Source organism: Haliovirga abyssi, assembly GCF_030295325.1.
GTDB lineage: Bacteria > Fusobacteriota > Fusobacteriia > Fusobacteriales > Haliovirgaceae > Haliovirga > Haliovirga abyssi.
In genome coordinates this window covers 129,938-143,370 of the sequence record NZ_AP027060.1, presented here as the reverse complement: position 1 = coordinate 143,370, position 13,433 = coordinate 129,938, and the positions used below count along the sequence as shown (strand labels likewise).

At 28.6% G+C, this 13,433-nt stretch carries 11 protein-coding genes; all 11 read right to left on the bottom strand.

Features of this window, described 5'->3' with window-relative positions:
- Window position 1: 1 nt before the first annotated feature.
- The 11 genes from RDY08_RS10980 to RDY08_RS10930 all read right to left on the bottom strand — a co-directional run bounded on the left by RDY08_RS10980 (window position 2) and on the right by RDY08_RS10930 (window position 13,367).
- On the bottom strand, window positions 2-2,047 hold the full coding sequence (locus RDY08_RS10980; protein WP_307905667.1) for a methyl-accepting chemotaxis protein: 2,046 nt from the start codon (window positions 2,045-2,047) through the stop codon (window positions 2-4).
- Between the two features lie 99 nt (window positions 2,048-2,146).
- Window positions 2,147-3,007, bottom strand: coding sequence for a carbohydrate ABC transporter permease (locus RDY08_RS10975; protein ID WP_307905666.1), 861 nt, complete (start codon window positions 3,005-3,007; stop codon window positions 2,147-2,149).
- Between the two features lie 9 nt (window positions 3,008-3,016).
- Complete coding sequence (locus RDY08_RS10970; protein WP_307905665.1) at window positions 3,017-3,943, bottom strand: carbohydrate ABC transporter permease; 927 nt, start codon at window positions 3,941-3,943, stop codon at window positions 3,017-3,019.
- Between the two features lie 75 nt (window positions 3,944-4,018).
- On the bottom strand, window positions 4,019-5,455 hold the full coding sequence (locus tag RDY08_RS10965; RefSeq protein ID WP_307905664.1) for an extracellular solute-binding protein: 1,437 nt from the start codon (window positions 5,453-5,455) through the stop codon (window positions 4,019-4,021).
- Window positions 5,456-5,681: 226 nt separating this feature from the next.
- Complete coding sequence (locus tag RDY08_RS10960) at window positions 5,682-6,617, bottom strand: BadF/BadG/BcrA/BcrD ATPase family protein (RefSeq protein ID WP_307905663.1); 936 nt, start codon at window positions 6,615-6,617, stop codon at window positions 5,682-5,684.
- Window positions 6,618-6,628: 11 nt separating this feature from the next.
- On the bottom strand, window positions 6,629-7,489 hold the full coding sequence (locus tag RDY08_RS10955; RefSeq protein ID WP_307905662.1) for a polysaccharide deacetylase family protein: 861 nt from the start codon (window positions 7,487-7,489) through the stop codon (window positions 6,629-6,631).
- A gap of 1 nt (window position 7,490) precedes the next feature.
- The gene (locus RDY08_RS10950) at window positions 7,491-8,807 is read right to left on the bottom strand and encodes a 6-phospho-beta-glucosidase (RefSeq protein ID WP_307905661.1); all 1,317 of its coding nucleotides are present in this window, start codon (window positions 8,805-8,807) and stop codon (window positions 7,491-7,493) included.
- 590 nt (window positions 8,808-9,397) lie between these two features.
- Window positions 9,398-10,774 carry an N-acetylglucosamine-specific PTS transporter subunit IIBC gene (nagE, locus tag RDY08_RS10945; protein ID WP_307905660.1) on the bottom strand — a complete coding sequence of 459 codons (1,377 nt, stop codon included), beginning with the start codon at window positions 10,772-10,774 and terminating at the stop codon, window positions 9,398-9,400.
- Between the two features lie 74 nt (window positions 10,775-10,848).
- On the bottom strand, window positions 10,849-11,343 hold the full coding sequence (locus tag RDY08_RS10940) for a PTS sugar transporter subunit IIA (protein ID WP_307905659.1): 495 nt from the start codon (window positions 11,341-11,343) through the stop codon (window positions 10,849-10,851).
- A 15-nt stretch (window positions 11,344-11,358) separates the two neighbouring features.
- Complete coding sequence (gene ptsP / locus RDY08_RS10935) at window positions 11,359-13,089, bottom strand: phosphoenolpyruvate--protein phosphotransferase (RefSeq protein WP_307905658.1); 1,731 nt, start codon at window positions 13,087-13,089, stop codon at window positions 11,359-11,361.
- A 14-nt stretch (window positions 13,090-13,103) separates the two neighbouring features.
- Complete coding sequence (locus RDY08_RS10930; RefSeq protein ID WP_307905657.1) at window positions 13,104-13,367, bottom strand: HPr family phosphocarrier protein; 264 nt, start codon at window positions 13,365-13,367, stop codon at window positions 13,104-13,106.
- Between the last annotated feature and the right edge of the window lie 66 nt (window positions 13,368-13,433).

Genomic DNA, 13,433 nt, shown 5'->3' with positions numbered 1-13,433 from the left:
CCTATTCTTTCTCTATTACTTCTTTTTTTTCTTCTTCAAATTTTAATAACGTTTTATTTAAAAATAATGATATATTTTTCATATTTACAGCTATAGCTTTTATCTCTAAGTTATCTTTTTCTTGATATCCTATATTTTTATCTATAACTTTTGAAAATTTAGAACTCTCTTCTATTGATAATTTTAATGTCGATAATAATTCTAGCATATCTTTTGAAAGGCTTACTCCTATTTCAGTTAATTCAGCACTTTTTTGAACTGATTCAAAAGATAGTTCAGAAAAATTATTTATTTTTTCTATCTGTAATTTTGTTTTTTCACTATTTTCTTTTACTTCATCTAACTCTTTATAATTTTTTTCAAAAATGTTTATTGTATCCATTACAATATTTTTAATTTTAGAAATAATATTTGTTATCTCTTCTGCAGAATTATTTGATTGATTCGCTAGTTTTTTTACTTCATTTGCAACTACTGCAAACCCTTTTCCAGCCTCACCTGCTCTTGCAGCTTCTATTGCAGCATTTAATGCTAATAAATTTGTTTGATCAGAAATATTTTTTATTGAATCTATTATACCTCCAATATTTTCAATTGAATCTTTTAGCGAATCCATTTTACCAGCTGCCAATTCAAAAGAATTATAAGTAGTATCTAATAATTCAACTGTTTTTCCCATCATAGCATATCCATTTTTTGCAAATTTTGTTGTTTCAGAAATTTTGTCTTTTAATTCCATTGATGAAATAGCAATTTCTTCTGAGCTGCTTGACATTTTTTTTATTGATTTAACACCCTTTATTATCTCTTTGTTATTTATTTCCGAACTCTCTAATAATGTTTTAGCTATTTTGTTTATCTCTTTTATAGAAGCTTGATTCTTTTCTATTGTAACATTTAACTTATCTGAATTTTCATTAAAAGTTTTAGAACTTATGTTTATATCTCCTAAAACTTTCTTTAAATTTTCAATCATATCCTTAAATCCATTAGATAGTATTCCAAATTCATCTTCTCTTTTTAAATTTTTATCACTAATTGATATATCAAAATCTCCAGTTTTTACAACTTCTATTTGATGAGTTAATTCAGTTAAAGGATTTATTACATCTTTTGCTAATCTATCTGATAGGATGATAACTAATAGTAAACTTAAAATAATTATTATTATAAAAATAGTTATAACTCTATCTCTTTCTCTAAATGCAACTTTTTCTGCTTCTTCAATAATAAATCCAATTTTATATTCTTTGTTATATTTAGAAAATGCTATTTTTTTTATATTCTCCAATGAATATTTTATTATTCCACCATTTTTACTTGTCACTTTAAATCTTTTATTCCATTTTGTTAAATCTTCAAATTCTTTTGCAGCTCTTTTATTTGACATTATCAATTTTCCATATTCATTTACTATATAAAAATCTTTATTTTTCAAAATTTCTCTTTTTAATAACATCTCTTTTAATTTTTCTACACTTATTACAGCTACTAATGCACCGCCCTCTTTTTTAGTGATTTTTCCTAGAAAATTCATTTTATAAATAGGAGATATCATTAATAGCATTAATTTATTTGTATCTTTTGATTTTAATATCTCAATATTATCTTTCTTTTCATTATATAATTTATTAATTGTTTTTTCTGTAAAATCATTTTTTAAAGAACCGTTTATTCTCATTTTTTCTTTTAATTTCTTTTTTCCATCCATTTTATAAATTACTATATTAGATATTAAAGGGTTTTTATTTGTATATTGAACTAATAATTCAGAAGAACCAATTAGATTAAATTTAGATATATTAGGATTATTTGCCAATAATTTTACTAATATCTCGGTATTTTTTATAAAAGTATCAAAAGTGCTAGACACTCCATTTACAATACTATTATTCGTATTATAAACAGATTCTTCTATATATTTATTAACTATATTTACAACAATAAATGACATAGTTAATGTAATAAACAACACCATTGATATTAATCTAATCATAAAAATGTTTTTAAAACTTTTATTTTTACTTCTATACTCTTTTCCCCCCATTTCTCCCTCCATTTCGAGCTATTATTTTTATATCTCCCCTATAAAGGGGAGATATAAAAATAATATTTAATCAGTATAATTTAAGAATACATTCTTTATTTATCCTTTTACTGCTCCTGCTGTCATCCCTTGAACAAAATATTTTTGTAATGCAAAGAATAATATTGCAACTGGTATTGTCGTTACAAGTGCTGCCATCATTGTTAAATCAAATCTATTTTGTATTCTTCCAATAAATAATCTTATTCCTACTGGTATTGTTTGTACTCTAGGCGAGGTAGTTAATATGCTAGCCAACATAAGCTCATCCCAAGCTGTTAAAAATATAAATATACCTGTTGCAATTATTCCAGGAACTGCTAATGGTAACATTATCAATCTAAATGCTTGAAATCTACTACAACCGTCAATCCTTGCAGCTTCTTCTAATTCTACAGGTAAATTTGCAAAAAACCCTCGTATTACCCATATACTCATAGGAGTAAATATCGCGACATAAGGGATAATAAGTCCCATATAAGTATCAATAACCTGCACTCCAAAAGTTCTTTGAATTGTTATAAATACCAAATACATTGGAATTAATATTAATGTTGGGGGTATAAGTTGAGTTGCTAACATTGTTAATCCAAAACCATTTGAACCAGGAAACTTAAATCTTGCTAAAGAATATCCTGATAAAATAGATAACACCAACGATATAATTGTTGTACTTGATATTACTATTACACTATTTTTAAAATAATTCATAAAATCAACATTTTTTTGCATATCAATAAAATTCTTTATATATCTTGATAAACTTACTGTAGAAAATTCTGTTCCAGTTCTTATACTATTACTATAACTTCCTGCTAATACAACCATATATATTATTGGGAATACAACTATTCCTACAACTAACCATAACACTGCTAAAGAAGCATATCTTTTTAATTTTTTCTTTAAACGATAGTTCATTATTACCTCCTACTCTGCTGTAATAGCATCTTTAAATATTTTAAGCCACATACCAACTAATGCTAATACCATGACCATTAACACAACTGAAGCCGCTCCTCCTGGTCCATACTGCCATAAACTAAATGAATTTCTCATTAGATTTGTCATTAGTAAATCTCCCCATTTACCTGGATAACCTGATCCCATTCCAAACATCATTGCAGCTATATTAAATGAATAAATGTGTTGAATCATTCCATATAAAACCATCATAGCTGTTACAGGTTTTAAAAATGGTAAAGTTATATATCTAAATTTTTGAAATCCTGAAGCCCCGTCAATTTCTGCTGCTTCATAATAATCTTTTGATATCCCTTGTAACGCAGCCAAATACATTAACATAGTCATTGGAAAAAATCTCCAAATAGTTATTAAAATAATGCTAAGTAATGTCATTGGTCCAACTTTCCAATATATTGGATGTGGTAATAAATGTAATGTATTAAATAAAATTCTATTAATTATTCCATCATAGCCATACATAAATGAAGCTAAAAGTCCAACTATATATGTTGGCACTATCCAAGGTAATAATAAAAGAGTTCTTGCTACACCTCGTCCTTTAAATTTCTGATTTAATACCATTGCTAGTCCCATTCCTACTACAATAGTTCCAGAAATTACAACTACTGTAAATATTGCACTATTTCTAAGAGCTCCCAATAATCCAACTCGAATCATACTATTTGGATCAAATAAAATTGTATAATAATTTTTTAATCCTACAAAAGGTGCTCTTAAAAAATCTTTAAATGTAAATTGATTTAATCTTAGCATTGATATATATAATCCCTGTATAGATGGAATCACCTGTATTGCAACCAAAGATATTATAGATGGCAATATTAACAGATATGCAAATCTATATTTTTTGAATATATTATTTACCTTCATTACTTATTCTCCTTTCTTTTTTAATAATGAGGCTGTAAAAACAGCCCCATTATTTTTCTTTAGAAGTTTCTTTTTTTATTCTGTTCCAGTTTGAGAGATTACAAGATTCATTTCTCTTTTTGTTTCATCAATTACTTTCATAAGTTTTTCATCTGTATATTTGCCATCAACTCCTGATACTAAGTCCCAAATAAGTCCCAAGTTTTTAGTTAAAACTGTTTCAATTGGTCCCCAAGCTGGAACTGATGGATAAACTTTTACATAATCATGATCAAACGCATATTTTACAGCACTTCTATAATGATTTTCTGTTACAAATGGTGAATTAACAGCTGCAACTGATACAGGGAATAAACCTGTTGCTTTTGCATATGCTATTTGCGCTCCTTCATCATCAGTTAAATATTTTACTAATCCAGCTGCTTCTTTTTTATGTTTAGAAAAATTAAATACTGCTAAATTATTAGTTCCAGAAAAAGTGTATCTTCCTGCAGAACCTGCTAAAGGTTCTGCTACATCTGTATTTTTATATACAAATTTTGATTTAGCAAGAGATGTTTTATCATCAGTTTCTGTATCATATAGTCCAGATAAAGTTTTATCCATTTGAGCAGCAAACCAAGGTCCAGTTAATATTGTAGCTATTCCACCTTCTCCATAAATAGCTTCTATCTCTGAAGGATCTTTTTCTAAATATTTCTTTGGAACGATTCCTGTTCTTGCAAAATTTGTAAAATATTTAATTGCTTCTACTGATTTTGGATCTGCAATTAAAGATTTTTTTCCATCTGCGCTTATATAATTTCCACCATTTTGCCAAATAAATCCACCCATCATATGTATAATATTCCAATCATTTTTTCCACCATGAGCAAATGCTGGTATTTTTTCTCCCTTATCCGTTTTAAAATTCATAGCATCTAATTTTTTCATTGCTGCACTAAATGAATCCCATGTATCAAATACTTTTTTAGGATCTAAGCCAGCTTTTTCATATAAATCTTTTCTATAATACCATAAGTATCCATCTGTAACCCATGGTAAACTTATCATTTTTCCAGGCACGCCAACGGTACTACTATATTTTAAAGTTGCTGGTAAATAATCTTTTTCCATGTCATCTTTATAATATTTTGATAAATCTTCTAACACTCCCATAGCAGCAATACTTGATACCCATGTTCCGCCAATTTCCACTACATCTGGTCCTATTCCACTTGTAGCTGCTGTAGTTAATTTATCCCATACAATATCCCAACCTAAAACTGTAATTTTTACTTTCATTCCAGTTTTATCTTCAAATTTCTTTATTATATTTTTTAAATCTGCCTCATGTTCTGCATCTGGTGTTACCCACATTGTAAGCTCTACTGCTTTTTTGGCAGTTTCAACTTGTTTACTCTCTTTTTTATTTCCTTTCTTAAATATAAAATCAAATACCCCTGCATTCGAAACTAATCCTACTAGAAATAACCCCATTATAACCAATACTAGATGTTTTCTCAATTTCATCTCAATACCTCCCTTTTAATTTTATGATACAATTTTGTATCTTTCCTAATTTTTCTCATTTTTTTAATTTATTAGATTAAGGAACGTTTAAAAAATAATGTTCTCATATTTTGTTATAAAAACGCTTAAAACATTGCGTATTTTAAAGCAAAATGGGAATGTTATTTTTAAGCCATTCCTAAGTAATTAACTTCAATATAAATCACCTCCATATTTCAAAAAATATTTATAGTTTTATCTTTTTATTAATTATATCTACTCCTAAAAAATAAGCTCCATACACAGGATCTTTATCTGGTCTTATTAATTTTGCTTTTGGTACAAATCTTCTTACACTTTGTTTCATAGAATCAATTAATAAAGGTGATTCTCCTTTATAAATACTTCCTATTAAAATTATATTTATTTCTTCATTTTCCTGCTCTAATTTTTTTATAATAGATGCAGAATATCTTCCTAAAGTTTCTCCCATTGATATTAACAGTTCTTGAGATATCCTATCCCCTCTATTTGCCAATTTAAAAACTTCTATTGGTATTTTTTTTAATACTTTTTCACTAATATCTTCATTCCTAATTATTTCTGCTACTTCTTCCATATCTTTAACTGAAAATAGTTTTGGTATTACATTCTCCAGTTCTGTCTTATCAAAAGTACCTTCTTCTGAACGGAATGCAAAATGTATAGCTTTTTCAGCCAATTCATTTCCACCACCACTATTTCCTAATTGATAATCTAAATTTCTTAATATAATCTCTTTTCCATCTTTTCTTCTGCCAGAAAATCCAGAACCAGTTCCACAAATTGCTACAATTCCACTGTAATCTTCGCTTCCACTTCTTAACCCGATCCAAGAATCATGATAAATTTTATATTTTTTATCTCCAACTATCTCTTTTATAAATTTATGGATTATTTCAAAATCCTGTTCTTGATCAGCTCCAGCTAATCCAAACATATATAAATCAATATCATTTTTAGATATTCCTATTTCTAATAAAGCTTCTTCTAATGCTTCTTCTATTGATTTTTTTGCTCTTTTTACCCCTGCTGTTTGATAGTTTGCTGGTCCACCATTTCCAGTTGCTAATATATTTCCATTTTCATCTCCAATTATACAGTGAGTTTTCGTCCCTCCTCCATCAAATCCTGCAATATACATTTTTAATCCTCCTAAATTAATTTTTCTTTTAATGGCCTCCAAGAAATAAGTTCTATTTCTCTTTCTTTTATAACTTCCCAAACTTCATCTTCTTTTATAATTTGATACTCCCAATATCTTTTTTCCCAATATGGATTAGCAGCTTTTGCCTCTTCATCATCTTTTATAGGATGAAAAAAATATTCAGTAACTCCATAATCTACACTTTTTAAAAAATCAATAAATTCTTGTTTAAACATTTCATAAGTTTCTCCCTCTTCCATAAAATACCCAGAAGTTGCTAATCTATCAGGAACTTTTATCCCATTTTCTTCTGATAAATTAGCATAATAATAATATAAATTTAATTCATCTTCTGAGAATTCACCACATAAATTTTCATCTATAACTTTAGCAAATCTAAATGGAACTTTATATTTTTGACTAAGTTCAAATGCTATTTTATGGAAATTTTTTCCAAATAAAGTAAACATATGATTATCAATATGTGTAAAGTTAATTCCATTTTTCATTGCCAATAATATCTGATTATTTAATTCCATTTTAATTTCATCATAATCTGCATATTCCACAACTTCTTCAACTGTTTTATAAAAATATCCCTCTTCATCCACAAGAGATGGAACTTTATCTTTTGGTAATGTTGGTCCCCATCTATAATCTTCCCATTCACTTGTAAGAGTAAGATGAACTCCTACATCTATATTTTTATTTTCTTTCAAGAAATGAACTACTTCCATTACCCATGGGCAAGGCATCATAACTGTAGCTGAAGATATCAGTTTATTCACTAAAAGTTCTTTAGTTGTTCTATTCACAGCATGAAACATTCCAAAATCATCATTATTTATTATTAAATATCGTTTTGACATTCTAGTCCTCCTTAAAAAAATTAGAAAGATACTTTTTATTTTGATTTAATATTTCTTCTAATAACTCCTCTGCTTTATCCACATTTCTTACTAAAGGATTATTAATAAGTGCTATTAATGCCTTTTCTCTATTTCCTTCAACTGCTGCTTCTATTGTGTATTCTTCATATGATTTTACTTGTTGAATTAATCCTTTTACAGATTTTGGTAAATGTCCCATATGTAAAGGTCTTGCTCCTTCATTATTAACTATACAGTTTACTTCCACTACTACATTTTCTGGCAGATCTACAATTGAACCATTATTAACTACATTCACAACATATTCATTATTTAAATTATTATAAATACTATCAATTAAATTTATTGCAATTTCTGAATATCTTGCTCCTCCTCTTTCTTCTAATTCTTTTGGCTTAATATCTAATTTAACATCTTTATATTTTTCAAATAATGTTTTTTCTATTTTCATAACTTGTACTGCTCTTGTCCCTTTACCATCTTTTATATTTTTTAATTCTTTCTCTATCATTTTATCTGGAAAGAAAAAATATTGTAAATATGGAGATGAAATTAACCCTATTTTTTTATTATACTCTTCAAAATCATCTATTTTTTCTATATTTTTCATAGTATCTTTTCCGTCAAGTTTACTTCCTTTTAATATCTCATTAATTTTATTTTCACCATTTAACATTACTTTTGTTACAAAACTCAAATGGTTTAATCCCATAATTTCCGTTCTTATTTTCTCTGCAGAGACTCCTAATTCTTCTGCTGCATCATATTTCATATTAATAGGTACATTACATAATCCAATAACTTTTACATTACTATATTTGTTTACAGCTTCTGTTATTATTCCAGCAGGATTTGTAAAATTTATAAGCCAAGCATCTTTTGCCACTTCTTCTATATCTTTACAAATATCTAATATTACTGGAATTGTTCTTAATGCTTTTGCAAATCCTCCAGCTCCTGTTGTCTCTTGTCCCACAAATCCTCTTTCTAATGGAATTCTTTCATCTCTAGCTCTAGCTTCTAATCTTCCAACTCTAAATTGAGATAAAACAAAATCTGCTCCTTTTAAAGCTTCTTTTCTATCTAACGTAAAACTAATTTTTGTTTGCATCTTCTCTTTTTTAAACATTCTCTTTACTAAATTATAATTTATTTCAACTTTCTCTCTTCCCTCTTCAATGTCTACTAATATAAGTTCACTTACTGGAAGAGTATCTCTTTTTTTTATAATTCCTTCTACAAGCTCTGGAGTATAACTACTTCCACCACCAATTACAACAAATTTTAATCCTTTCATTTTGTACCTCCTTAAATTTTTATTTTATTTTTTGCTATATTCTTACCCTAATAGGGGCAATTCGTGAATTGCCCTTACAAAAGACAAACATACATCCCTACATCACGCAACTATAATTAAAGTTACTTAAATTAATTTCTTGATATAAGTAATACCATATTTTGCGCAAAATGTCAACACTAATTTAACTAAATTTAATTATTTGGATGATTTTTAACCGAAAAATTATCTATATAGCTTTATATATGGTAGTTTAAACTAATATAATTAATTTATTCCTTATAAGAAGTTATAGCTTATTTTTAATTTAAATTGAAACAAATTAAAGTTTATTAACTTATCGATGCTCCGCCGACTTTTCATTTTTATCTCCATAACAAAAGCTCCCCTGCTAAAATCAACAAGGGAGCTTCCATTAATAAACTTTATAAATATTCAAATTACTTTTCTGTTTTTTAATATTATTTTTTGATGTCACTATATGTAGTATTTAAATCTCTAAAGCTACATATAGCAACACAATTTCAAAAAACTATCCTTTGGGAGGCGAGTCTTAAAATGAATAAACTATGTTTAACAATTCTAATTTTTTATATTAAACTTCTTATTTCTTGTGCGATTATTTCTGCTTTTGCCCCAAATATAACTTGTACACTTGTTTGACCTGGTTTTAAAACTCCTTTTGCTCCTAAATCCTTCAAGGCTTTTTCATCTATAATATCTCTATTTTTAACTTCAAGTCTCAATCTTGTAATGCAAGAGTCTACAGAAGTAAGATTGTGTCCTCCTCCTAAAGCTTCCAAAACTTTAGCTGCTAATTCAGAGGTATCGGCCACTCCATTATCTATCATATCTTCATCTCCTTCTCTTCCAGGAGTTGGGATATTAAATTTCAATATAAAACCTAAGAACAAGAAATAATAAACTACAGCAAACACTAATCCTATTGGAATCAATAACCATCCTTTTGTTGCAAGTCCCATATTAACGAGAAAATCTATAAGTCCTGCAGAAAATCCAAATCCATGTAATATTCCCATACTTCCCACAATTGCCATTGATACTCCAGTTAATACAGCATGGATAAAATATAATACTGGTGCTAAAAACATAAACATAAATTCTATTGGTTCTGTTATTCCTGTTAAAAACGCAGTAAAAGCCACACTAAAAAGCATACCTGCAACTGCTTTTTTATTTTCTTTTTTTGCTGCTGTATACATTGCTGCTGCCGCTGCTGGTAACCCAAACATCATAATTGGATAAAATCCTGCCATAAATATACCTGCATGTGGATCTCCTGCAAAGAATCTATTTAAGTCTCCATGAGCTACAAGTTTTGCTCCTTCTTTAATATAATCAAAACTTCCAAATACAAACCAAGCTATACTATTCAATATATGATGCAGTCCTAACGGTATTAATAGTCTGTTTAAAAATCCAAAAGTAAATAATCCAACTGGTCCAGAAGTCATCATCCAATTTCCAACAAAATCAATTCCACTTTGAATTATTGGCCAAACATATCCAAATACATATGCTATTGCTAACGTTACAAGCGAAGTAGCGATGGGAACAAATCTTCTTCCACCAAAAAATCCTAACCATTCTGGAAGTTGAATTTTATGATATTTATTATACATAGCAGCTCCTACAATACCACCAATTATACCTGACAAGACCCCCATATTTATATCTGGATTTATAGCTTTTGTTCCTGCTACCAACACTAAATGACCAACTGCTCCTGCTAATCCTGCCGCTCCCGCATTATCCTTTGCTAATCCTACAGCTACACCTATTCCAAAAATCAATGCTAAATTACTAAATATTGCATCTCCCCCAGCTTGCATAAAACTCATATGCCACAACACACCAAATCTCAATAAAATTGCTGCTATTGGCAATACTGCCACTGGTAACATCAAAGCTTTCCCTAATTGTTGAACTTTACTAAACGAATTCATATTTTTCCCTCCTAATTTTTATTTAAGAATATCTTAAAAATAACATTTCACTTTGCTTTAAAATACATAGCAACTTAACTATTTTTTAATTTAATTTTCATTATTAAATCCCCTATTTTAACTTTCCCTGTACTTTTTTCTATAGAATCCACCAATTCCATATTAGATATAATTACTGGTGTTAATACCGACTCAGCGTTTTCTCTCAAAAAATCAATATCATATTTAACTAATTCATCCCCTTTTTTAACACTTTCTCCATCAGTTCCAACTCTTTCAAATCCTTTTCCTTTCAATTTTACAGTATCAACTCCAAAATGAACAATAAGCTCTAATCCGCCTTTAGTTTCAAAAGAAACAGCATGATTTGTTTCAAATATTGAAACTTCTTCTGCATTACATGGAGCACAAATCACTTTTCCACTTGGATTGATTGCAATTCCATCCCCTATAGCTCCTGATGCAAACGCTTCATCTGGAACATTAGATAAATTTATTATCTCCCCATCTACTGGAGAATATATTTCTATCTCTTTTGTTTTCCCTAACATTCTATTAAAAAATCCCATTTTTTTCTCCCTTCTCTATATTAATTTAAGATTTTTTTCTACATATTCCACAACTTCATCATCAGTATCTAATAGCAATACTTCATTGGCTATCTTTTCGCAGCTTTCTTTTTTTAAGCTCATTATATTTCTTTTAACTTTTAATATAGATCCCGCACTCATAGAGAACGCATCCAATCCCAATCCAATTAATATGGCACTTGCCCTTTCATCCCCTGCAAATTCCCCACACATACTTACGGTTATTCCTGCTCTATGAGCATCATTTATTATTATAGATATTGCTTTTAATACTGCTGGATTAAAAGTAGAGTAAAGATAACTTATTTTTTCATTCCCTCTATCCACTGCTAATAAATATTGTGTCAAATCATTAGTTCCAATGGAAAAGAAATCCACTTCTTTAGCTATTTCATACGCTTTTAATACTACAGCTGGAGTTTCTACCATAATTCCAGTTTTTATATTTTTATCAAATTCAATATTTTCTGCAACAAGTTCATTTTTGCACTCTTCCAATATAGTATTTGCTTTTCTTACTTCTCCAATAGATATTATCATTGGATACATTATTTTTATATTTCCAAATGCACTGGCTCTAAGAATTGCCCTTAATTGTGTTTTAAACACATCTCTTTTTTCTAATGATATTCGTATAGCTCTCCAACCAAGAAACGGATTCATCTCTTTTGGCAATTCTAAATATGGCAATTCCTTATCTCCGCCAATATCCATAGTTCTTATTGTTACAGGTTTTCCTTTCATCTCTTCTGCTACAATTTTATATGCTTTAAATTGTTCCTCTTCTGTTGGAAGCTCTTTACTATTCATAAATAAAAATTCTGTTCTATATAATCCGACACCTTCTGCTCCATTTTCACCTGCAGCTTTTACATCTGAAGGATTTCCTATATTGGCCCACAAATCAACTTTGTATCCATCTTTTGTTGTTGCACTTTTATCTTTTAATTGTAATATTTTTTCTTTTTCTTCTAAAAATATTTTCTCTTTTTCCTTATATTCTTCTAATCTTTCATCATTTGGATTAATAAATATTTTCCCGTTAATTGCATCTAATATTACCAAATCTCCAGTTTTTATCTCTTCAATAATTCCAGTTACTCCCACAACAGCAGGCAATCCCAAAGACCTTGCCATAATAGACGAGTGAGAAGTTTGCCCACCAATTTCAGTTATAAATCCATTTACTTTTGATAAATCAAGCTGAGCAGTGTCAGATGGAGTTAAATCTTTAGATACAATTATTATATTTTCATCTTCTATTTTTGTTTCTAATGATTCGCCGCCATTAATATTGAGAAGCCATCTTTTTGAAATGTCATATAGATCAGCAACTCTTTCTCTTAAATATTCATCATCAAGATTTCCTATTATCTCAATATATTCTTTCATTGTTTGCTCTAACGAATTTGAAGCTGTTATTCTATCATCTGTTATTTTTTCCACAACTTCATCAAAAAATTCTTCATCCTCTAATAAAGTTATATGCCCTTCAAATATTTCTGCCTTTTCTTCCCCAAAATTTATTTTAGTTTTTTCCTTAATTTCCAAAAGTTGCTTTTTTGTTTCTAATTGAGCTTTTTTTAAATTTTCTATTTCTCTTTCAATATCATCCTCTTCAATTTTAGAAAGATTAATAATAGGTTCTAAATTATCATTAATAAAAACTTCTCCAATTGCTATTCCGGGAGATGCACCTATTCCTTCAACTATCTTTGTTTCCATTTGTCCTCCTTTTTTTAATCAGTTAAATTCCCTAATAAATCTGTTAATTCTTCCACAGCCTTATCTTCATCTTTTCCATTTGCAACTATAGTTATCAAAGAGCCTTTTTTCATTCCTAGTGACAAAAGTTTTAATAAAGATGTTCCTTTGACCTCTTTTCCACTTTCATTAGACACCAATATTTCACTTTCAAAACTTTTCGCTAATTTCACAAATTTATTTCCCGGTCTGGTATGTAAACCTGTTTCGTTTGTAATTTCTACTGTTCTTTTTTTCATAATAATCCTCCTTAAAAAATGTTATACTTTTATTGTCCTGCACAAGTACGACTTTACTTGCCTCGT

What these genes read in the sequence shown, in the direction of transcription:
- RDY08_RS10980 (WP_307905667.1), bottom strand. Translation starts at nt 2,047, where the DNA reads ATGGGGGGAAAAGAGTATAGAAGTAAAAATAAAAGTTTTAAAAACATT.
- RDY08_RS10975 (WP_307905666.1), bottom strand. Translation starts at nt 3,007, where the DNA reads ATGAACTATCGTTTAAAGAAAAAATTAAAAAGATATGCTTCTTTAGCA.
- RDY08_RS10970 (WP_307905665.1), bottom strand. Translation starts at nt 3,943, where the DNA reads ATGAAGGTAAATAATATATTCAAAAAATATAGATTTGCATATCTGTTA.
- RDY08_RS10965 (WP_307905664.1), bottom strand. Translation starts at nt 5,455, where the DNA reads ATGAAATTGAGAAAACATCTAGTATTGGTTATAATGGGGTTATTTCTA.
- RDY08_RS10960 (WP_307905663.1), bottom strand. Translation starts at nt 6,617, where the DNA reads ATGTATATTGCAGGATTTGATGGAGGAGGGACGAAAACTCACTGTATA.
- RDY08_RS10955 (WP_307905662.1), bottom strand. Translation starts at nt 7,489, where the DNA reads ATGTCAAAACGATATTTAATAATAAATAATGATGATTTTGGAATGTTT.
- RDY08_RS10950 (WP_307905661.1), bottom strand. Translation starts at nt 8,807, where the DNA reads ATGAAAGGATTAAAATTTGTTGTAATTGGTGGTGGAAGTAGTTATACT.
- nagE (WP_307905660.1), bottom strand. Translation starts at nt 10,774, where the DNA reads ATGAATTCGTTTAGTAAAGTTCAACAATTAGGGAAAGCTTTGATGTTA.
- RDY08_RS10940 (WP_307905659.1), bottom strand. Translation starts at nt 11,343, where the DNA reads ATGGGATTTTTTAATAGAATGTTAGGGAAAACAAAAGAGATAGAAATA.
- ptsP (WP_307905658.1), bottom strand. Translation starts at nt 13,089, where the DNA reads ATGGAAACAAAGATAGTTGAAGGAATAGGTGCATCTCCCGGAATAGCA.
- RDY08_RS10930 (WP_307905657.1), bottom strand. Translation starts at nt 13,367, where the DNA reads ATGAAAAAAAGAACAGTAGAAATTACAAACGAAACAGGTTTACATACC.